Here is a 21,252-nt window from a genome sequence, read left to right as displayed (position 1 = left end):
CTGCTGTCGTGAGAAACTAACCCGGTGACTTCAACAACTGTGCCCGTGATCTTTGACCTGGACGGCACTCTTGTCGATCCGGCCGGTGGAATAACTGAGGGAATCGCATCGGCCCTCCGGGAGCTGGGGCTCCCGGTTCCCGGCCAGGAACTGCTCGATACGATGATCGGCCCCAAGCTCAGCGACTCACTGCTTAACCTGGCAAAGGTACCGGCGGACCAACTCGGAGAAGTGGTCCGCCGGTACCGTGAGTACTATGTCGCGTCGGGAATCGGCCAGAGCCGGCTCTACCCGGGCATCCGGGACATCCTCGAATCCTTCGCGGCAGCGGGTCGGCCCGTGGCGGTGGCCACCCAAAAACCCCAGCGGCTGGCCCGCACAGTGCTGGCGCACCACGGCATTGACGGGTTCTTCCAGGGCATCCACGGCTCCGCCGACGATGAGGCAGCTGTGGAGGGCGTGCCGCTGGGCAAGACCCAGATCATTGCCGCCGCCCTCCGGGAGTTGGACACCCAGCACGCCATCATGGTGGGGGACCGCGCCCAGGACGTCGCCGGAGCCATCGCCAACGGCCTGGATTGCATCGGCGTCGCCTGGGGCTTCGCTCCTCTCGGGGAACTGGAGGAGGCGGGCTCCGTCGCCGTCGTCAGCACCGGTGACGAGCTGGTGGCCGTCATCGAACGGCTCCAGGCCATCCACACAGCGGCCATGAGCGGGGTGAGCAACGATGGAAATGTTTGATGCCGTCCGCTGGACCACGCGCAACCTGATCGCCGGTTCCTGCCGGCCCACCGTCGTCGGACTCGACAACGTCCCCTCCGACGGACCCTTCATCGTGGCCCCCAACCACCTCTCCTTCTTCGACAGCGTGATCGTCCAGGCCCTCATGCCCCGGCCGGTCGCCTTCTTCGCCAAGGCCGAGTACTTCACCACCGGCGGCGTCAAGGGCAAGGTCATGAAGGCCTTCTTCGAATCCGTGGGCTCCATACCGGTGGAGCGCGGCGAACAGGCCGCAAGCGTCCAGGCGCTCAAGACCCTGCTGGACATCCTCGAAGCCGGCCGCGGCATCGGCATCTACCCCGAGGGCACCCGTTCCCGGGATGGCATCCTCTACCGGGGACGGACCGGGGTCGGCTGGCTTGCCCTTACCACCGGCGCCCCCGTGATCCCGGTGGGCCTGATCGGCACCGAAAAGCTCCAGCGCGCCGGGGAAAAAGGGGTGAGGCCGCAGCACTTCACCATGAAGGTGGGTGAACCTCTGTACTTCGACAAGACCGGGCCGGACCACTCCCTGCCCGCCCGCCGGGAAGTCACGGACCGGATCATGGACGCAATTGCCGGGCTCAGTGGCCAGGAACGTTCGGCCAGCTACAACCAGAGCAAGGCTGCCGAATAGCCGCAGGCCCCGTTGGCGGCGGAATTCCGCTGCCAATGGGGCCCAGCTGTCAATGGGCCGCGTGCAACTCAGTAGACTTGATAGGTGGCAAATCCAGCAAGTTACCGGCCCAAAACCGGTGAAATCCCCACCAACCCCGGCGTCTACCGTTTCCGCGATCCGCACGGCCGGGTCATTTACGTGGGCAAAGCGAAAAGCCTCCGGTCCCGGTTGAACTCGTACTTCGCCAATCCGGCCGGGCTGCTGCCGAAGACCTACGCCATGGTCCACGCGGCCAGCAGCGTCGAATGGACCGTGGTGGGCAGCGAACTGGAGTCGCTGCAGCTGGAATACACCTGGATCAAAGAGTTCAAACCCCGCTTCAACGTGGTGTTCCGGGATGACAAAACCTATCCCTACCTCGCCGTCACCATGAACGAAAAGTATCCCCGGGTGCAGGTCATGCGGGGGGACAAGCGGAAAGGGACCCGCTACTTCGGCCCCTACACGGCCGGCGCCATCCGGGAAACGATGGACACCCTGCTGCGGGTCTTCCCCGTCAGGAGCTGCAGCGCGGGCGTCTTCAAGCGCGCCGAGGCCAGCGGCAGGCCCTGCCTGCTGGGCTACATCGACAAATGCTCCGCGCCCTGCGTGGGGCGCATCTCGCCCGGAGACCACCGGGCCCTGGCCGAGGACTTCTGCGCCTTCATGGGCGGCGAGGCCAAGAGATTCATCAGCAAGCTCGAAAAGCAGATGGCAGACGCCGTAGCAAAACTCGACTACGAGCACGCGGCGCGGCTGCGCGACGACATCACGGCGCTCCGCAAAGTCTTCGAGCGCAACGCGGTAGTGCTGTCCGAAGACACCGACGCGGACGTGTTCGCCCTGCACGAGGACGAACTCGAAGCCGCCGTCCAGGTGTTCCACGTCCGCGGCGGCCGGATCCGCGGCCAGCGCGGCTGGGTCGTGGAGAAGGTGGAGGACTTCACCACCCCCGACCTGGTGGAACACCTCCTGCTGCAGGTCTATGGCGAGGACGGCGACACCCACGGCCGGTTGCCCCGCGAAATCCTGGTCCCGGTGGAGCCCAGCAACGCTGAAGACCTCGCCACCTGGCTGGGCGGAATCCGGGGCGCAAAGGTGGACATCCGGGTGCCCCGGCGCGGGGACAAAGCCGCCCTGATGTCCACCGTCCGCGAAAACGCCGAACACGCCCTGAAACTGCACAAGACGCGGCGCGCAGGCGACATCACGGTCAGGTCCCAGGCATTGCAGGAACTCCAGGAAGCCCTGGACCTGCCGGTGCCCTTGCTCCGGATCGAGTGCTTCGACGTTTCCCACGTCCAGGGCACCAACGTAGTGGCCTCCATGGTGGTGGTGGAGGACGGCCTGCCCAAGAAATCGGATTACCGCAAGTTCTCGATCACGGGTCCCGCTGCCGCCGACGACACGGCCGCGATGCACGACGTCCTGACCCGGCGGTTCCGGCACTACCTGCAGGACAAGTCAGCCCAGGTGGACGAGTCAGTCCTGGCCGCCGGCCCCGCGGACCCGTCGGAAAACGCAGACGCCGCAAAGCCGGTCCTGGCAAGCACGGTCCTGGACACCACCACGCCTGCACCCAAGGCCAAATTTGCCTACCCGCCCAACCTGGTGGTGGTGGACGGCGGCCAGCCGCAGGTGAATGCCGCGGCCCGGGCCCTGAAAGACCTCGGCATCGACGATGTCTACGTGGTGGGCCTGGCCAAGCGCCTCGAGGAGGTGTGGCTGCCGGACAGCGACTTCCCGGTGATCCTGCCCCGCACCTCGCAGGGGCTGTACCTGCTGCAACGGATCCGCGACGAGGCGCACCGCTTCGCCATTACGTTCCACCGGCAGAAGCGCGGCAAGGCCATGACGGTGTCCGCGCTCGACGCCGTCCCCGGGCTGGGCGCCTCCAAACGCAAGGCCCTGCTGGCGCACTTCGGATCCGTCAAGGGCGTCAAGGCGGCCAGCGCCGAAGAGCTTGCGCACGCCAAGGGCATCGGCCCGGCGCTGGCCACCGCCATCGTGAACCACTTCGCCGGAGACGGGACCGGGGGTGCGGCCGTGCCGGCCATCAACATGACCACCGGCGAAATTATTGAATCTTAGCTAGGGTAAAGGACGGGGCGGCGCCACTGCGGTTGCCCAGGGGACAACAAGGAAACGGGGCAGGCTTCATGGCAGACACGACGGCGGAATCCGGAGCGGGGCCCGAGGGCCTGGAGCCCGTCAAGCCGCTCGAAGCGGAGCTGCTGGTGGTCACCGGAATGTCCGGCGCCGGCCGGAGCACCGCCGCCGACGCGTTGGAGGACCACGGCTGGTACGTCGTGGAGAACCTCCCGCCCCAGATGCTGGGCACGCTGGCGGAACTCGTCTCGCATGCCCCGCAGTCCATTCCCCGGCTGGCAGTGGTCATCGACGTCCGCAGCAAGGGCCTCTTCGCCGACATCCGTGCAGCCCTTGGCGCACTCGCCGCCAGCGGTGTCACCTTCCGCGTCCTGTTCCTGGACGCCAGCGACAACGTCCTGGTCCGGCGCTTCGAACAGGGACGCCGTCCGCACCCCCTCCAAGGCGGTGGACGCATCCTCGACGGCATCGCCGCCGAACGCGAGCTGCTGCAGGAACTGCGCGACAGCTCCGACGTCGTCCTGGACACCTCCAACTACAACGTCCACGGCCTGGCCACCGCCATCACCGAACTGTTCAGCGAAACCGGGCCCGTGGCCCTGCGCCTCAACGTGATGAGCTTCGGTTTCAAGTACGGCCTGCCGGTCGATGCCAACTACGTGGCGGACGTCAGGTTCATCCCCAACCCGCACTGGGTGCCCCAGCTGCGCCCGCTGACCGGCCTGGACAAGGACGTCAGCGACTACGTGCTGGAAGCGGAGGGCGTCAAGAACTTCGTGGACCGCTATGTCCTGGCGCTGGAACCCGTCCTGGAGGGGTACCGCAGGGAGAACAAGCACTATGCCACCATCGCCGTCGGCTGCACCGGCGGCAAGCACCGCTCCGTCGCGGTGGCCGTCGAGCTTTCCAAGAAGCTCGCGCAATACCCGCGGGTCACGGTGACCACCGCGCACCGGGATCTGGGCCGCGAATAATGGCGCTTTTCACCGGAGCCCTGCCCCTGGTGCCGCCGGCCGGCAAAGGCCCAGGGCAGCAGGACAAGGGTCCCAACGTGGTGGCATTGGGCGGCGGCCACGGCCTGGCGGCCTCGCTCTCTGCCCTGCGCCTGCTCACCTCCGAGCTCACCGCGGTGGTGACAGTGGCGGACGACGGCGGCTCGTCCGGGCGTCTGCGCGAGGAGTACGGCGTCCTTCCGCCCGGTGACCTGCGCATGGCGCTCTCCGCGCTCTGCGACGACACCGACTGGGGCCGGACCTGGCGTGACGTCATGCAGCACCGGTTCCGCCCCGGCAAGGGCCCCGGCGGGTCGCTGGACGAGCACGCCATGGGCAACCTGCTGATCATCACGCTCTGGGAACTGCTGGGGGACACCGTGGCCGGGCTCAAATGGGCCGGCGCCCTGCTGGGTGCCCGCGGCCAGGTCCTGCCCATGTCCACCGTCCCGCTGACCATCGAGGGCGATGTCCGGGTGACCGCCCCTGACGGTGGAACCGCGCTGCAGACCATCCGCGGCCAGGCGCGCTGCGCTGTGGCCGGTTCGCTGGAGGAAGTCCGGCTCCTGCCCAAGGCGGCGCCGGCCTGCACGGACGCCCTGACCGCCATCGAGTTGGCGGACTGGGTGGTCCTGGGCCCGGGCTCCTGGTACACGTCGGTCCTGCCGCACCTGCTCCTGCCGGAAATGCGGCAGGCCCTGTGCGGCACACCGGCCAAGCGGTGCCTGACCATGAACCTCGCCACAGACACCAAGGAGACATCCGGCATGACGGCCGCAGACCATCTGCACGTCCTGCGCCGGTACGCCCCGGAGTTCAGCGTCGACGTCGTCCTCGCGGACCCGGCGTCCGTACCGGACCGGCAGGAGTTCGAGAAGGCGGCCGGCATGATCGGCGCCGAGGTGGTCTTGGGTAAAGTAGGGGCGTCGGGACGCCGCCCCGTCCACGAGCCGCTCCGGCTGGCCACGGCGTACCAGGACATTTTTGGGAACAGTTAGGAAGGTGCCATGGCACTGACAGCATCGGTCAAGGAAGAACTGTCCCGTCTGGACATCAAGAAGTCATCAGTGCGCAAGGCTGAAGTTTCGGCCATGCTCCGGTTCGCCGGCGGATTACACATCATCTCGGGCCGGATCGTCATCGAGGCGGAGGTGGACCTGGCGTCCACTGCCCGCCGGCTCCGCGCCGCCATCGCCGAGGTGTACGGACACCAAAGCGAAATCATCGTCGTGTCTGCCGGCGGACTGCGCCGCGCCAGCCGCTACGTGGTCCGGGTAGTCCGTGACGGCGAGGCTCTGGCTCGGCAGACCGGCTTGCTGGACGGCCGCGGGCGCCCCGTGCGCGGGCTGCCGTCCGCCGTCGTCAATGGCTCGGCCGCGGACGCTGAGGCCGTCTGGCGCGGTGCGTTCCTGGCCCATGGTTCGCTCACGGAACCCGGCCGCTCGTCGTCGCTGGAGGTCACCTGCCCCGGCCCTGAGTCCGCCCTGGCCCTGGTGGGCGCTGCCCGCCGCCTGGACATCCAGGCCAAGGCCCGCGAAGTCAGGGGAGTGGACCGCGTGGTCATCCGCGACGGGGACACCATCGCAGCGCTCCTGACCCGCATGGGCGCGCACGACGCGCTGATGGTCTGGGAGGAACGCCGCATGCGCAAGGAGGTCAGGGCCACGGCGAACCGGCTCGCTAACTTCGACGACGCGAACCTGCGCCGCTCCGCGCAGGCAGCCGTTGCCGCCGGCGCGCGGGTGGAGCGGGCCCTGGAAATCCTGGGCGACGACGTGCCGGACCACCTGAAATACGCGGGCGAACTCCGCGTGGCCCACAAGCAGGCAAGCCTGGATGAACTGGGCCGGCTTGCCGACCCCGTCATGACCAAGGACGCCATTGCCGGCCGCATCCGCCGCCTGCTCGCCATGGCCGACAAGCGAGCCCTTGACCTGGGGATCCCCGGCACGGACGCCAATGTGACGCCGGAAATGCTGGACGAGTAAGCGCCCCCTAGAATCAAAAAAGGATTCCGGGCACCCGCTGCCCGGATGCACAATCCGAGAGGTACCAACCGGACCTTGGGTCCACGATATTGGAGGATTTTGTGACCGAGTACGTTTTGCCGGAACTCAGCTACGACTACGCCGCCCTCGAACCGCACATTTCTGCGCGGATCATGGAACTGCACCACAGCAAGCACCACGCCGCATACGTGGCAGGTGCCAACAACGCGCTGGCCCAGCTGGCCGAGGCCCGCGAAAAGGGCGACTTCGCCAACATCAACCGTCTGTCGAAGGACCTCGCGTTCCACACCGGCGGCCACATCAACCACTCCGTGTTCTGGAAGAACCTCTCCCCGGACGGCGGCGACAAGCCCGAAGGTGAGCTGGCTGCCGCGATCGACGACGCGTTCGGCTCCTTCGACGCCTTCCGCGCCCAGTTCTCCGCAGCGGCACTTGGCCTCCAGGGCTCCGGCTGGGGCTTCCTCGCCTACGAACCCATCGGCGGCAACCTGGTCATCGAACAGCTCTACGACCAGCAGGGCAACACGGCACTGGGCACCACCCCGCTGCTGATGCTGGACATGTGGGAGCACGCCTTCTACCTGGACTACGTCAACGTGAAGGCCGACTACGTCAAGGCATTCTGGAACATCGTCAACTGGGCGGATGTCGCCCAGCGCTTCGAGGCCGCACGCACCAACGCCACGGGTCTCATCACCCTCCCGTAGTGACCCGGGTTATACCCCGCTGTAACAAACTTCACATTCGGACTTAAACCGGCCGGGATGTGGACGGTCCGCCCCTGCACTTGCGGGGGCGGACCCAGTTAAACGTAAGATAGGTCACGGAAGGCGGTTAGCCTTCAGCAATGAGGCTGGTCGCCCTCCGTGTTAATCATCTCTGCCCAATGGCGTGCGGGATCTGTTAGTTGGCTTGAACGCCCGCTCAACTAGTAGTGCTTCTCAAAGCACCAAGGAGACTGTAAAAGTGACGACCCGTATTGGTATCAACGGCTTCGGCCGCATTGGCCGCAACTACTTCCGCGCAGCACTTGCCCAAGGCGCGGACCTTGAGATCGTTGCAGTCAACGACCTCACCAGCCCCGAAGCGCTGGCACACCTGTTCAAGTACGACTCCGTTGGCGGGCGGCTGAAGGAAACCATCGAGGTCAAGGACGGCAACATCGTCGTCAACGGCAACGTGGTCAAGGTCCTGGCGGAACGCGATCCTGCCAACCTCCCCTGGGGCGAACTGGGCGTGGACATCGTCATCGAATCCACCGGTTTCTTCACCAAGGCAGCCGATGCGCAGAAGCACATCGCAGCCGGCGCCAAGAAGGTCCTGATCTCCGCTCCCGCGTCCGACGAGGACATCACCATCGTGATGGGTGTCAACCACAACCTCTACGACAACGACAAGCACAACATCATTTCCAACGCGTCCTGCACCACCAACTGCCTCGGCCCGCTGGCCAAGGTGGTCAACGACGAATTCGGCATCGAGCGTGGCCTGATGACCACGGTGCACGCCTACACCGCCGACCAGAACCTGCAGGACGGCCCGCACAAGGACCTGCGCCGTGCACGTGCGGCCGCCATCAACATGGTGCCCACGTCCACCGGTGCCGCCAAGGCCATCGGCCTGGTCCTGCCCGAGCTTAAGGGCAAGCTGGACGGCTACGCCATCCGCGTCCCCGTGCCCACCGGCTCCGCCACCGACCTCACCGTCACGGTCTCCCGCGAAACCACCGTGGAGGAAGTCAACGCAGCCCTCAAGCGTGCATCCGAGTCCGACGAACTGCAGGGCTTCCTGACCTACACGGAAGAGCCCATCGTGTCCTCGGACATCGTCGGCGACCCCGCATCCTCGATCTTTGACGCCGGCCTGACCAAGGTCATCGGCAACCAGGTCAAGGTTGTTTCCTGGTATGACAACGAATGGGGCTACTCCAACCGCCTCGTGGACCTTACGGAGCTCGTGGCATCCAAGCTGGGCTAGGGTTAGACACATGACATCTCACACCCTCAACGAACTGATCGCTGAAGGTGTCCGCGGGCGGTACATTCTGGTTCGAAGTGACCTGAATGTGCCGCTCGACGGCTCTACAGTCACTGACGACGGCCGCATCAAGGCTTCGCTCCCAGTGCTGGCAAAGCTCACGGACGCCGGTGCCCGCGTGCTGGTAACAGCCCACCTTGGACGCCCCAAGGGCGCCCCTGATGAAAAGTACTCCCTGCGTCCCGCAGTGGACCGCCTCGCCGAGCTGGCGGGCTTCAAGGTCACCCTGGCAGCCGATACCGTCGGTGACGCGGCCAAGGCTGCGGCCGCGGCCCTGCAGGACGGTGAAGCACTGGTCCTGGAGAACGTCCGCTTCGACGCGCGCGAGACCAGCATGGACGACGCCGAGCGCGGCGCCTTTGCCGACGAACTGGTCGCCCTCACCGGCACCAACGGTGCTTTCGTGGACGATGCTTTCGGCGCCGTGCACCGCAAGCACGCAAGCGTCTACGACGTCGCCACCCGGCTGCCGTCGTACCAGGGCGACCTGGTGCACACCGAGGTGGAGGTCCTCAAGAAGCTGACCAGCGACACCCAGCGCCCTTACGTCGTGGTGCTCGGCGGTTCGAAGGTCTCGGACAAGCTCGCCGTCATCGACAACCTGATCGGCAAGGCTGACACCATCCTGGTGGGCGGCGGAATGCTCTTCACCTTCCTGGCGGCAGAGGGCCACAAGGTCGGCTCAAGCCTCCTCGAGGAGGACCAGATCCCCGTGGTCCAGGACTACCTGAAGCGGGCAGCGGACGCCGGTACGGAATTCGTGGTTCCCACGGATGTGGTCGTGGCAGAGAAGTTCGCCGCGGACGCCAGGCATGAAACCGTGGCAGCCGACGCCATCGAGGGCAGCAGCTTCGGCGCCCAGGGCATCGGCCTGGACATCGGGCCGGACACCGCGGCTGCTTTTGCCGAACGGATCAAGACGGCCCGGACGGCTTTCTGGAACGGCCCCATGGGTGTCTTCGAATTCGAGGCATTCTCGGCAGGCACCCGGGCCATCGCCCAGGCACTCACCGCCACCGACGGTTTCACCGTCGTCGGCGGCGGCGATTCGGCTGCGGCCGTGCGCACCCTGGGATTCAGCGATGACCAGTTCGGCCACATTTCCACCGGCGGGGGCGCCAGCCTGGAGTACCTCGAAGGCAAGGAACTTCCGGGCCTCAGCGTCCTGGACCGGTAGCACTCGCGCTGCTGTCCCGCAGTAACCGGACTACGCAGTCCTCCGGCCGGCAGGTTGCCCGCGGCAGCCTGCCGGCCGAACACATATCAAGAACTTTTTTGGAGATTACGTGACTACGTCAACGAACGGCGCCTTTGACCGCAAGCCCTTCATCGCGGGCAACTGGAAAATGAACATGGACCACGTGCAGGGCATCACCCTCCTGCAGAAGCTGGCCTGGACCCTCTCCGACGCCAAGCATGACTACAGCCGTGTTGAGGTGGCAGTCTTCCCGCCGTTCACCGACCTCCGTGGGGTCCAGACCCTGGTCCAGGGCGACGACCTGCAGGTCGCCTACGGCGGCCAGGACCTGTCCCAGTTCGATTCCGGCGCCTACACCGGCGATATCTCCGGCCAGTTCCTGGGCAAGCTCGGGTGCAAGTACGTCCTGGTGGGCCACAGCGAACGCCGCACCATCCACAACGAATCCGACGACGTCCTCAACGCCAAGGTCAAGGCCGCGTTCAAGCACGGCGTCACCCCCGTCCTCTGCGTCGGCGAGGGCCTGGAGATCCGCCAGGCAGGGACCCACGTGGAGCACACCCTGCAGCAGCTCCGGGCCGGGGTGGCAGGACTTACCAATGAACAGGCAGCGGAACTCGTGGTGGCCTACGAGCCGGTCTGGGCCATCGGCACGGGCGAGGTGGCCGGCCCCGGGGATGCACAGGAGATGTGCGCCGCCATCCGCGCGGAACTGGAAAGCATCTTCGATGCCGATGTCGCCGCCAAGACCCGCCTGCTCTACGGCGGTTCGGTCAAAGCCAACAATGCGGCCGCCATTCTGAAGGAACGGGACGTCGACGGCCTGCTGGTGGGCGGCGCCAGCCTCGACCCTGCCGAGTTTGCTAATATTGTCAGGTTCGAGAGCCACCTGGTCGCGGACTAGTCCCGTACCAGCGCACACTCCCGCAATCCCAACTTCCGAAAGGCCGTCGTGGACGTTCTTCATGTCATCCTGCAGATCCTCCTGGGCATCACCAGCCTCCTGCTGACGCTGCTGATCCTCCTGCACAAGGGCCGCGGCGGTGGGTTGTCCGACATGTTCGGCGGCGGCATGAGCTCAGGCCTCAGCTCTTCCGGTGTGGCTGAACGGAACCTCAACCGCTTCACGATTGTCCTCGGTGTCACCTGGGGCGTCGTGATCATCGCCCTCGGCCTGATCATGCGGTTCAGCGGCGGCGGGGACTCCTGACCCCAGGGCCTGGCACAAGGTACTTTCGGCCCTCCCGGCCCTTGGACCTGCCCCTTAGACTGTGGCTGTCGGTTTCCGGCAGCCACAGTCTTTTCGTTTAACGGCGCCTAACGTCAAGGAGTTGGTATGGTCCATCCAGCATCAGGTTTCCGGGGAACCCGCGCCGGAGTGGTTGCAGGTTCGGGATCGAGCCTGCAACCGAACGATTCGTCCTCCCAGCCCCCACCCCGTATCCGGGTGTCCTACTGGTGCGCGAACGGGCATGAGACCCAGCCCGTGTTCCTTAAAATGCCCGAAGACCAGATTCCCCGGACTTGGGACTGCAGGCGTTGCGGAGCCCCGGCCACGCGGGACGGGCAGGCCGCGCCCCCCGAGGACCTTTTTGACGAGGGTTACAAGACGCACCTGGAATACGTTAAAGAACGGCGCTCCGACCAGGACGCCGAAGACGTCCTGGCCGGAGCGCTGGAGAAGCTACGCGCCCGCGGCGTCCTTCCGGACCAGCTGCTGCGGGACGCGTGAGGCCGCGTTCTCATCGATCAGCCACAGGGTGCGTGAGGTCCCCCGGGGACCCGAGGCAGGTACCTGCACGGGGTTGGCACCCGCCAGAGCGAGTCCCACCGCGCCGGCCTTGTCTTCCCCGGCCACAACCATCCATACCTCCGCCGCCGTATTGATGGCGGGAAGTGTGAGGGAAATCCGCAGCGGCGGCGGCTTGGGGGAGTTCCGCACCCCCACCACCGTCCGGTCCTTCTCACGGATGCCGGCCTGCTCCGGGAACAGCGAGGCGATATGGGCGTCGGGCCCCACGCCCAGCAGCACCACGTCAAGCCGGGGGAGCGCTGACGGTTCCTCCGGCCTGTCGTCGGACGTGTCGGCGGCGTGCTCCGCTGCTGCGGCGTCCCGCAACTGGCGGGCGTAGTCATCTGCCGCTTCCTCGGGAGAACCGAAATCGTCCGATGAACCCGGGGAGTGCACCCGGTCCGGGTCCACCGGGATGTGGGACAGCAACGCCTCATACGCCTGCTTGGTGTTCCGGTCCGGATCGGCGGAACCAACGAAGCGTTCGTCACCCCACCAGAAGTTGACCTTTGACCAGTTGACGGCAGGCGCAGCGGGTGAATCCGCGACGGCCTTCAACGTCCCGATCCCCACGGTTCCCCCGGTGAGCACCACGGTGGCTTCGCCGTACTTGTCCTGGACATCAACGAGCTTGGTGATCAGGCGGGCCGCGATGGCGGCCATGAGGACGGACGAATCAGGATGGATGCTTACTCGTGGGTCAACGCTCACTGGGTCGGACGCTCCTTAGATTGGTACGTGGCAGTCCAATAGTAATCACTTCGCCAAATACTTCGTCGGGGTCGAGCCGGCGGAGTTCTTCGGCGAGGCAGTCGCGGAGGCTGCGGCGCGGGAGGGAGATCCGTTGGGCGGGTTGGCCGGGTTGGGTGAGTTCGGCGACGGAAAGTCCTGGCCGGAAGAGCTGCACGTCGCCACCGGGGCGGGTGAGCCGGACGCGGCGGATGCCGGTCCCGGCAGGGTCCGCGACGATGGTGACGGGGGCGTCCAGCGTCAGGGTGAGCCACGCGGCCAGCAGGATCGTCGAGGGTGAGTCCGAGGCCCCCTCGACGGCGACCGCCGTGACGGGTGAGGAGTCCACTTCGTCCAGGGCTGCTGCGAGTTGGATCCGCCAGTTGGTCAGGCGGGTCCAGGCGAGGTCGGTGTCGCCGGCTTTGTAGGTGCGGTGGATGCGTTCGAGCGCGGCCTGGGGGTCGGGTTCGTTCGCGGAGTCGGTGATCCGGCGGTGCGCGATTGCACCGATCGAGGTTTCGCACGCGTTTTCCGGGGCGCCGTGCGGCCACCAGGCCACGATCGGGGCGTCCGGGAGCAGCAACGCCGCGACCAGGGACTCGGACTCGTGGGCGAGCTGGCCGTAGCCGCGCAGCACGATGACCTCGGAGGCGCCCGCGTCCCCGCCGACCCGGATCTGGGCGTCGAGCCGGTCCTGCGCGTCCTTGCCGGCGTCGGCAAGGACGATGATCCGGCAGGGGTGTTCGCGGGAGGCGTCGTTCGCGGCCTCGATCGCTTCTTCCTCGAGCCCGGACTTGGTCACGACCACGAGGGTCAGGACCCGGCCCAGGGCGATCACGCCGCCCTGCTCGCGCAAGGACATGAGTTTCTTGGAGACCTTCGAGGTGGTGGTATCGGGCAGGTTAACGATCATGGCCTTCTCCAGGTTCGTCCGTCACGGGCCAGCAGCTCATCAGCACTGGCCGGGCCCCAGGAGCCGGGGGCGTAGGGCTCGGGCTGCTCCTTCAGCGAGGCCCAGTATTCCTCGAACGGGTCAAGGATCTTCCAGGACAGCTCCACCTCCTCATGCCGCGGGAACAGCGGCGGCTCACCCAGCAGCACATCCAGGATCAACCGCTCATAAGCTTCGGGGGAGGACTCGGTGAACGAGTGCCCGTAGCCGAAGTCCATGGTCACGTCCCGGACTTCCATCTGGGTGCCGGGGACCTTGGACCCGAACCGGATGGTCACGCCCTCGTCGGGCTGGACCCGGATCACCACGGCGTTCTGCCCGAAATCATCCTCGCCATGGTCCCGGAACAACAGGTTCGGGGCGCGCTTGAAGACCACCGCGATCTCGGTGACCCGCCGGCCCAGGCGCTTGCCCGCGCGCAGGTAGAACGGCACACCGGACCAGCGCCGGGTATGGATGTCCACCCGCACCGCCGCATACGTTTCGGTCGTCGAGTCGGCCGGGATACCTTCCTCTTCCAGGTAGCCCTGGACCTGCTCGCCGCCCTGCCAGCCACCGGTGAACTGCCCCCGCGCCGAGTGCGTGGACAAATCCTCGGGGAGCTTGACCGCGGCGAGGACCTTCTCCTTCTCCGCGCGCAGGTCATCGGCGTTGAACGAGATCGGCTCTTCCATCGCGGTCAGCGCCAGCAGCTGCAGCAGGTGGTTCTGGATCACGTCGCGGGCCGCGCCCACGCCGTCGTAATACCCTGCCCGGCCACCGGTACCGATGTCCTCCGCCATGGTGATCTGGACATGGTCCACGTAGTTCGCGTTCCACAACGGCTCGAACAACTGGTTCGCGAACCGCAGCGCCAGGATGTTCTGGACCGTTTCCTTGCCCAGGTAATGGTCGATCCGGAACACCGCATCCGGCGGGAACACCGATTCGACAATGTCGTTCAGCATCCGGGCCGACTCCAGGTCGTGCCCGAACGGCTTCTCGATCACCACGCGCCGCCACTTATCGCCATCGGCCTGCGCCAGGCCGTGCTTGGACAACTGCCGGCAGACCTGCTCGAACGCCTTCGGCGGGATCGAGAGGTAGAACGCGTGGTTCCCGCGGGTGCCCCGGACATCGTCCAGTTCCTTGATCGTCTCGCCCAGCCGCTCGAACGCGGCATCGTCATCGAACTCGCCCTGGACAAACCTGATGCCCTCGGACAACTGGTTCCAGACCGCCTCATCAAACGGCGTACGCGCATGTGCCTGGACCGAGGCCTTGACCTCGGCGGCGAAATCCTCCTTGTCCCACTCCCGGCGGGCAAAACCCACCAACGCGAAACTCGGCGGCAACAACCCGCGGTTCGCCAGGTCATACACCGCGGGCATCAACTTCTTCCGGGCCAAATCACCCGTCACCCCAAACAACACAAGTGACGACGGCCCGGCAATCCGGTTCAAACGGCGGTCACGCGGATCCCGCAACGGATTACGCCCGCGGCCCGCGCCTTTCCTGCCGTATTCAGTTTCTGGCATGGTGCTTCTGTGCCTTAGCTTTCGGTTGCGGATGCGCGGGTGGACAGGGCAGCGACGAGGTCCTGCAACTGGGCCACGCCCGCGGCACGGTCGGTCAGGTGGAGCCGGAGCACGGGACGGCCGTGTTCACCCAGGACCTGCGCGTCGCCGGCAGCCTGGGCGGCGATGAGCTCGCCGAAGGTGAAGGGCCGGTCCGGGATGGCCAGGTCCCCGGCGGGCTCGGCAGTGACCTGGAGGAACACGCCGATGGCGGGGCCACCCTTGTGGAACTGTCCGGTGGAGTGCAGGAAGCGGGGGCCCCAGCCGAAGGTTACGGGCCGTCCTGTGGTGGCCGCGAGCTCATCGCGGATTCCCTCGAGTTCGGCGAAGGCGAGCCGGTCGAAGTAGGCCTGGACACTCAGGTAGCTGTCGGAGCCAAGCGTGCCCAGCAGCGCCTTGACGGCGCCCTCAGCAGTTGAAGCGTCTCCCAGCCAGTCGCCGCCGCGGACCTCGATGGCGCCGTCGACGAATGCGGCGGGCGTCGGCTCGGGCTGGGCGTCCAGCAGGCCACGCGCGGCCACTTTGGCAGCTTCGACGTCGGGCTGGTCGAAGGGGTTGATCCCCAGCAGCCTGCCCGCCACCGCTGTGGCGAACTCCCACACCATCATCTGGGTGGCAAGGCCACCGGCGATGGCCACCTGGTCCTCGCCGAGTTCGACGTCGGCATCCGCGGCGACAAGGCGGACCACCAGGACGTCCGGCGCACCCGACGTGACTTCCGGAGCATCCGGACCTGCCACCACCGGCAGGATGCCGGTGCCCAGCTTGCCGGTGGATTCGGCGATGAGCTGTTCGGCCCAGTCAGCAAACCCAACGATGCCGGAACCGTCTTCCGCGATGACGATCTTGTTACGCAGCGGGTTGGTTCCACCCAGGGCTGCTCCCAGCGCGAGCCCAATGTTCTCGGGGGCGTCGTCGTTGAGGATTTCGGCAGCTTCTTCCGCCTCGTCCAGGAATGCCTGGATGTCCACGCCGGCCAGGCCGGAGGGGACCAGGCCAAAGGCGGTCAGGGCCGAGTAGCGGCCGCCCACGTTGGGGTCTGCATTGAAGACGGCGCGGTACCCTGCTTCGCGGGATGCCTTGTCCAGCGGGGAACCCGGATCGGTGACGATGATGATCCGGCTCTTGGCGTCGAGGCCGGCCTCGGTGAAGGCATGCTCGAAAATGCGCCGCTGGGAGTCGGTTTCCAGGGTGGAGCCGGACTTGGATGAAACCACGATCGCGGTTTCGGCCAGCCGGTCCGCAAGGGCAGCACGGACCTGGTCCGGGTCCGTGCTGTCCAGCACTGTCAGCTCGACGCCGGCGGTACCCGCGATGACCTCAGGGGCCAGCGAGGATCCGCCCATGCCGCAGAGCACGATCCTGTTGACTCCCTCGCCCCGCAGGGCGTCACGGAGTTCCAGGATGTCCTTGACCAAAGGCTGTGAAACGGTTGCGCCTTCCACCCAGCCGAGCCGGACTGCCGACTCGGCTTCGGCGTCCGGGCCCCACAGGGTGTGGTCCTTCGCGAAGATCCGGGTGGCGATCCTGTCCTCGACGAGGGCGGGAAGGTGCTGTTCAAGCGCCTGCTGGGCAGCGCCTGTGGCGTCGTAGCTGAGAGTGCTCATGGGTGTTAGGAAGCCTTTCGTGCAGAGGCGAGGGCGCCTTCGACGTCGGCCAGCAGTTCCTTCCAGCTGGCCACGAACTTGTCCAGGCCTTCGGTTTCAAGGAGCGCGACGACGTCGTTGTAGCTGACGCCCAGCTTTTCAAGGGCGTCGAGGGTTGCGTTCGCCTCATCATAGGTGCCGGTGACGGTATCTCCGGTGACCACGCCGTGGTCGAACGTGGCGTCCAGGGTCTTCTCCGGCATGGTGTTCACCACGCCGGGGGCCACGAGCTCGGTGACGTAGAGGGTGTCCGGGTAGGCCGGGTCCTTCACGCCGGTGGATGCCCAGAGGGGGCGCTGCGGGAGTGCGCCGGCGTCGGCCAGGAGGGCCCAGCGCTCGGTGGAGAAGAGCTCTTCGTAGACCTGGTAGGCCAGGCGGGCGTTGGCCACGCCGGCCTTGCCCTTGAGGGCCTTTGCCTCGTCGGTGCCGATCTTGTCCAGGCGCTTGTCGATCTCGGTGTCTACCCGGGAAACGAAGAAGGAAGCCACGGAGTGGATCTTCGAGAGGTCGTGGCCGTTCTCCTTGGCCTGCTCCAGTCCGGACTGGAAGGCGTTGATGACAGCCCGGTAGCGCTCCAGCGAGAAGATCAGGGTCACGTTGACGCTGATGCCCTCTGCAAGGGTTGCCGTAATGGCTTCGAGGCCTTCGACGGTAGCCGGGATTTTGATGTGGACGTTGCCCTTGTCGACGCGCTGGTAAAGGTGCTTGGCCTCGGCAATTGTTCCTGCGGTGTCCCAGGCCAGCCGGGGGTCGACCTCGATGGAGACGCGGCCATCGACGCCCTTGGTGGCGGCGGCCACGGGGGCGAAGAGGTCGCAGGCGTCGGCGACGTCGGTGGTGGTGATCTCGAAGATGGTGTCCTCGACGCTGGCACCCTCGGCTGCCTTGGCGGCAATGATGTGGTCGTAGTCGGTGCCGGAGGTGATCGCTGCGTGGAAGATCGACGGGTTGGTGGTGACGCCAACCACGTTCTTTTCCTCGATGAGCTTGCGGAGCGTGCCGGTTTGCAGGCGTCCGCGGGAGAGGTCGTCGAGCCAGATGGAGACTCCGGCGTCGGAGAGCTGCTGGGTGGGAGTAGTCATGGTGTTTATCTCCTCAAAGATTGGGTGTCAGGCCTGGAGGCTGGAGAGGGAGTCCTTGGCGGCGGCGGCCACTGCTTCCGCCGTGATGCCGAACTCCTGGAAGAGGCGCTTGTAGTCTGCCGAAGCACCGTAGTGCTCGAGGCTGACCGAACGGCCGGCATCGCCGACGAATTCACGCCAGGTGAGGGCAAGGCCGGCTTCGACGGATACGCGTGCCTTGACGGCTGCCGGCAGGACGGATTCCCGGTATGCGGCGTCCTGCTTCTTGAACCACTCGACGCAGGGCATGGAAACAACCCGGGCTGCAATGCCCTCTGCCTGGAGGGCTTCGCGGGCCTGGACGGCCAGCTGGACCTCCGAGCCGGTGGCGATCAGGATGACGTCGGCCGGAACCGTGGCACCGTCCTTTGATGCCTCGGCCAGGACGTAGCCGCCCTTTGCCACGCCGGCGGTGGAAGCGAAGGTATCGCCGTCGGCGTCGCCCTCGCCGCGTTCCCAGGTGGGGATGTTCTGGCGGGTCAGGACGATCCCTGCCGGGTTGGCGTGGTTTTCCAACATGGTCTTCCAGGCGGCCGCCACTTCATTGGCGTCGCCGGGACGGACCACGTCCAGGCCCACGATGGCCCGCAGGGAGGCGAGCTGTTCCACGGGCTGGTGGGTGGGGCCGTCTTCGCCGAGGCCGATGGAGTCGTGCGTCCAGACGTACAGCGACGGAACGCCCATCAGGGCGCCGAGGCGGATGGCGGGGCGCTGGTAGTCACTGAAGATCAGGAAGGTGCCGGAAAACGCGCGGGTGTTGCCGGCCAGGCTGATGCCGTTGACGATCGATGCCGCGGCGTGTTCGCGGATACCGAAGTGCAGGACGCGGCCATAAGGGTTTCCCGACCAGGCACCGGTCTGCTTGGAGGCCGGGACGAAGGAGGGGGAGCCTTCGATGGTGGTGTTGTTGGACTCGGCGAGGTCGGCGGAGCCGCCCCAGAGTTCGGGCAGGACCGGGCCAAGGGCGTTCAGGACCTTGCCGGACGCCGCGCGGGTGGAAACGTCCTTGCCGGCCGGGAAGACCGGAAGCGCCGCGTCGACGCCCTCGGGGAGTTCCTGCGCCTCGATGCGCTGCAGGAGTGCCGCGCCTTCGGGGTTGGCAGCCTGCCACGCGTTGAAGGACTCTTCCCATTCCTTGCGTTCGGAGGCGCCGCGCTCCACAACCTTGCGGGCGTGGTCCAGGACCTCCTGGTCGACCTGGAATGACTTGGCGGGGTCGAAGCCGAGGACTTCCTTCAGCGCTGCGACTTCCTCGGCGCCGAGCGCGGAACCGTGGATCTTGCCGGTGTTCTGCTTCTTGGGGGCCGGGTAGCCGATGATGGTGCGCAGCGAGATGATGGACGGCTTGGAGGTTTCGGCCTTGGCCGCGAGCAGGGCGCTGTAGAGCTCCTGGACGTCCTCCTTGTATTCACCGGTGCGGGTCCAGTCCACCCGCTGGGTGTGCCAGCCGTAGGCTTCGTAGCGCTTCAGGACATCCTCCGTGAAGGCGATGTCGGTGTCGTCCTCGATCGAGATGTGGTTCTCGTCGTAGATGACCACGAGGTTGCCGAGCTCCTGGTGGCCGGCCAGCGACGAAGCTTCAGCCGTGACGCCTTCCTGCAGATCGCCGTCGGAGGCGATGACCCAGATGGTGTGGTCGAACGGCGACTCGCCGGCGGGAGCGTCGGCGTCGAACAGGCCGCGCTGGCGGCGCTGCGAGTAGGCAAAGCCCACGGAGGACGCCAGGCCCTGGCCCAGCGGACCGGTGGTGATCTCCACGCCGGCGGTGTGCTTGTACTCCGGGTGTCCGGGGGTCAGCGAGCCCCAGGTGCGGAGGGCCTCAAGGTCCTTCAGTTCCAGCCCGTAGCCCGACAGGAACAACTGGATGTAAAGGGTCAGCGACGTGTGGCCGGGGGACAGGACGAAACGGTCGCGGCCCAGCCAGTGGGGATCGCGCGGATCATGGCGCATCAGCTTCTGGAACAGCAGGTAGGCGGCCGGCGCCAGGCTCATCGCCGTTCCGGGGTGGCCGTTGCCCACCTTCTCCACGGCGTCGGCTGCCAGGACACGGATGGTGTCCACGGCGCGCTGGTCCAAGCTGGTCCATGACAGTTCTTGCTCTTCCAAATGTGGCACGAAAACCGGGCCCCTCTCTGTGCTGATGGCGGTGGTACACGGGATTCGGTCAAAGGCGCGCTCTGTGGCGCCCGCTGCCGCTGCGTACCAGCCGTCCACCATCGAAACGTTGATCCTTGATTCCAGTCACGGACAGATTCGGGAATGCGTTTTCCACCGCTTTCCTGCTGCGTGCTGATCTGGTGCCAGCTTAGCTCTTATCCATACTGCGGGCGGCACAAATCTCACGTTGTGGACGCAATTTCCCCTTTTGTGAATCACCATTCCGTGAGGTTGAGTTAATCTGCTCGAATCGGTCCGCGAGCAATCATCTGCGCATACGGCGGGGCCGGGACACGGCCGGCGGCGCGGTATGATATTCGGAGGCCAACGCCGGGTGCGCATCGCTATCGCCGCCCGGAGTTCCCCGGCTGTTGCACGCACCAGGCGCATTTCCCCCTTCGTGCCGTGCCCGGGTCCGGGCCGCACGACCGGAGCTGCTTGCCAGCCTCAACTGCCACACAGAACGGGTGACTGCCACCGTGAGCACAACAGATACGCCGCTGAACGCATCCCGGGCCGCAGGCTCCGGGTTTGCCCGCAAGGCCAAGGCGTATCTCGCCCTCACCAAGCCGCGCGTGATCGAGCTCCTCCTGGTCAGCACGCTGCCCACCATGATTTACGCCCAGCGCGGCTTCCCGTCCATCGGGCTGATCCTGGCCACACTGGTTGGCGGCGCCTTCGCGGCCGGCAGCGCCGGTGCCTTCAACTGCTACATCGACCGCGACATCGACAAGCTGATGCACCGCACGGAAAACAGGCCGCTGGTCACGGGCGAAGTAACTCCCCGCGAGGCCCTGGTCTTCTCCTGGCTGCTGGGGGCGGCCTCCATCGTGATCCTCTGGTTTGGTGCCAATCCGCTGTCGGCGTGGCTGGGCCTTGGGGCCATCTTCTTCTACGTGGTCATCTACACGATGATCCTCAAGCGCCGCACCGCGCAGAACATTGTCTGGGGCGGAGCGGCCGGCTGCTTCCCCGTGCTGATCGCGTGGGCTGCAGTCACCAACTCCGTCGAATGGCCCGCCGTCATATTGTTCATGGTGATCTTCCTGTGGACCCCGCCGCACTACTGGCCCCTGTCCATGCGCTACGGCGAGGACTACCGCAACGCCAACGTTCCCATGCTCGGCGCCATCGCCGGGGCCAAGGTGGTCTCCGTCCAGGTGGTCCTCTATGCGTGGGCAATGGTGGCCTGCTCGCTGCTCATGATCCCGGCCGGGGGCGCGGGCTGGGTTTACACGGTGACCGCGGTCCTCGCGGGCGCATGGTTCCTTTACGAATCGCACGCGCTGTACGCCCGCGCCCAGCGCGAGGACATTCAGGACAAGCGCGCCATGAAGGTTTTCCACGGTTCCATCAGCTACCTGACCCTGCTGTTCATCGCCCTCGCGGTGGACCCGTTCGTCGGAAACGCGATCACGGCCGGATAGCAAGGCCGGTCCCGCAGCGGCGGCTCCCACACGGCGTGGGGGCCGCCTTCGTGTTTAAGCCGCCGGCTTCCCAAAAATCCTGGCGCACAGCAGCCGGGACACCGCAGTCC

Annotated in this window: 19 protein-coding genes; 13 read left to right on the top strand and 6 right to left on the bottom strand. The window is 66.3% G+C overall.

Going from position 1 to position 21,252, the window contains the following annotated elements; all coding sequences use genetic code 11:
- The first annotated feature begins 24 nt into the window (after window positions 1-24).
- From ACTJK0_RS07925 to ACTJK0_RS07870, 12 genes are all read left to right on the top strand, one after another.
- Window positions 25-741 (top strand): HAD hydrolase-like protein, encoded by a 717-nt coding sequence (locus ACTJK0_RS07925; protein ID WP_110543114.1) that lies wholly within the window; start codon window positions 25-27, stop codon window positions 739-741.
- On the top strand, window positions 728-1,396 hold the full coding sequence (locus ACTJK0_RS07920) for a lysophospholipid acyltransferase family protein (RefSeq protein ID WP_440744808.1): 669 nt from the start codon (window positions 728-730) through the stop codon (window positions 1,394-1,396). Before ACTJK0_RS07925 ends, ACTJK0_RS07920 begins: the two co-directional genes overlap by 14 nt.
- An 84-nt stretch (window positions 1,397-1,480) precedes the next feature.
- Window positions 1,481-3,508, top strand: a complete 2,028-nt coding sequence (uvrC, locus tag ACTJK0_RS07915) for an excinuclease ABC subunit UvrC (protein ID WP_440744807.1) — start codon at window positions 1,481-1,483, stop codon at window positions 3,506-3,508.
- A gap of 68 nt (window positions 3,509-3,576) precedes the next feature.
- On the top strand, window positions 3,577-4,500 hold the full coding sequence (gene rapZ, locus ACTJK0_RS07910; protein WP_110543109.1) for an RNase adapter RapZ: 924 nt from the start codon (window positions 3,577-3,579) through the stop codon (window positions 4,498-4,500).
- Window positions 4,500-5,516: a uridine diphosphate-N-acetylglucosamine-binding protein YvcK gene (locus ACTJK0_RS07905; protein WP_110543107.1), complete on the top strand. Its 1,017-nt coding sequence runs from the start codon at window positions 4,500-4,502 to the stop codon at window positions 5,514-5,516. Before rapZ ends, ACTJK0_RS07905 begins: the two co-directional genes overlap by 1 nt.
- A 9-nt stretch (window positions 5,517-5,525) precedes the next feature.
- The gene (gene whiA / locus ACTJK0_RS07900) at window positions 5,526-6,506 is read left to right on the top strand and encodes a DNA-binding protein WhiA (protein WP_043454785.1); all 981 of its coding nucleotides are present in this window, start codon (window positions 5,526-5,528) and stop codon (window positions 6,504-6,506) included.
- Window positions 6,507-6,607: 101 nt separating this feature from the next.
- Window positions 6,608-7,234 carry a superoxide dismutase gene (locus ACTJK0_RS07895; protein WP_110543106.1) on the top strand — a complete coding sequence of 209 codons (627 nt, stop codon included), beginning with the start codon at window positions 6,608-6,610 and terminating at the stop codon, window positions 7,232-7,234.
- Between the two features lie 259 nt (window positions 7,235-7,493).
- Entirely contained in the window at window positions 7,494-8,504 is a 1,011-nt protein-coding gene (gene gap, locus ACTJK0_RS07890) for a type I glyceraldehyde-3-phosphate dehydrogenase (RefSeq protein WP_043454782.1), read from the top strand.
- Window positions 8,505-8,514: 10 nt separating this feature from the next.
- On the top strand, window positions 8,515-9,741 hold the full coding sequence (locus tag ACTJK0_RS07885) for a phosphoglycerate kinase (protein WP_440744806.1): 1,227 nt from the start codon (window positions 8,515-8,517) through the stop codon (window positions 9,739-9,741).
- Window positions 9,742-9,850: 109 nt separating this feature from the next.
- Entirely contained in the window at window positions 9,851-10,666 is an 816-nt protein-coding gene (tpiA, locus tag ACTJK0_RS07880; protein ID WP_110543102.1) for a triose-phosphate isomerase, read from the top strand.
- A gap of 48 nt (window positions 10,667-10,714) precedes the next feature.
- Window positions 10,715-10,972, top strand: coding sequence for a preprotein translocase subunit SecG (gene secG / locus ACTJK0_RS07875; RefSeq protein WP_018761260.1), 258 nt, complete (start codon window positions 10,715-10,717; stop codon window positions 10,970-10,972).
- A 126-nt stretch (window positions 10,973-11,098) separates the two neighbouring features.
- Window positions 11,099-11,494 carry an RNA polymerase-binding protein RbpA gene (locus tag ACTJK0_RS07870; protein ID WP_110543100.1) on the top strand — a complete coding sequence of 132 codons (396 nt, stop codon included), beginning with the start codon at window positions 11,099-11,101 and terminating at the stop codon, window positions 11,492-11,494.
- On the opposite strand, the gene pgl is transcribed toward ACTJK0_RS07870, so the two are convergent.
- The 6 genes from pgl to tkt are packed head-to-tail and all read right to left on the bottom strand — an operon-like array spanning window position 11,447 to window position 19,664.
- On the bottom strand, window positions 11,447-12,265 hold the full coding sequence (gene pgl, locus ACTJK0_RS07865; protein ID WP_440744805.1) for a 6-phosphogluconolactonase: 819 nt from the start codon (window positions 12,263-12,265) through the stop codon (window positions 11,447-11,449). The genes ACTJK0_RS07870 and pgl overlap by 48 nt on opposite strands.
- On the bottom strand, window positions 12,255-13,196 hold the full coding sequence (locus tag ACTJK0_RS07860) for a glucose-6-phosphate dehydrogenase assembly protein OpcA (RefSeq protein ID WP_110543097.1): 942 nt from the start codon (window positions 13,194-13,196) through the stop codon (window positions 12,255-12,257). The genes pgl and ACTJK0_RS07860 overlap by 11 nt, the downstream gene beginning before the upstream one ends.
- On the bottom strand, window positions 13,193-14,752 hold the full coding sequence (gene zwf, locus ACTJK0_RS07855) for a glucose-6-phosphate dehydrogenase (protein WP_440744804.1): 1,560 nt from the start codon (window positions 14,750-14,752) through the stop codon (window positions 13,193-13,195). The genes ACTJK0_RS07860 and zwf overlap by 4 nt, the downstream gene beginning before the upstream one ends.
- A gap of 14 nt (window positions 14,753-14,766) precedes the next feature.
- The gene (locus ACTJK0_RS07850) at window positions 14,767-16,398 is read right to left on the bottom strand and encodes a glucose-6-phosphate isomerase (protein ID WP_440744803.1); all 1,632 of its coding nucleotides are present in this window, start codon (window positions 16,396-16,398) and stop codon (window positions 14,767-14,769) included.
- 5 nt (window positions 16,399-16,403) lie between these two features.
- A complete protein-coding gene (gene tal / locus ACTJK0_RS07845; protein ID WP_440744802.1) occupies window positions 16,404-17,519 on the bottom strand; it encodes a transaldolase in 1,116 nt (371 codons plus the stop codon).
- A 27-nt stretch (window positions 17,520-17,546) separates the two neighbouring features.
- Window positions 17,547-19,664 (bottom strand): transketolase, encoded by a 2,118-nt coding sequence (gene tkt / locus ACTJK0_RS07840; protein ID WP_440744825.1) that lies wholly within the window; start codon window positions 19,662-19,664, stop codon window positions 17,547-17,549.
- Between the two features lie 518 nt (window positions 19,665-20,182).
- Here tkt and ACTJK0_RS07835 point away from each other — a divergent pair.
- Window positions 20,183-21,142 (top strand): heme o synthase, encoded by a 960-nt coding sequence (locus ACTJK0_RS07835; RefSeq protein ID WP_110543090.1) that lies wholly within the window; start codon window positions 20,183-20,185, stop codon window positions 21,140-21,142.
- Window positions 21,143-21,252: the final 110 nt, after the last annotated feature.

This window comes from Paenarthrobacter sp. 22069, assembly GCF_052046035.1.
GTDB lineage: Bacteria > Actinomycetota > Actinomycetes > Actinomycetales > Micrococcaceae > Arthrobacter.
The sequence above is the reverse complement of the archived record's forward strand: the minus strand, read 5'-3'. Positions and strand labels throughout refer to the sequence as shown.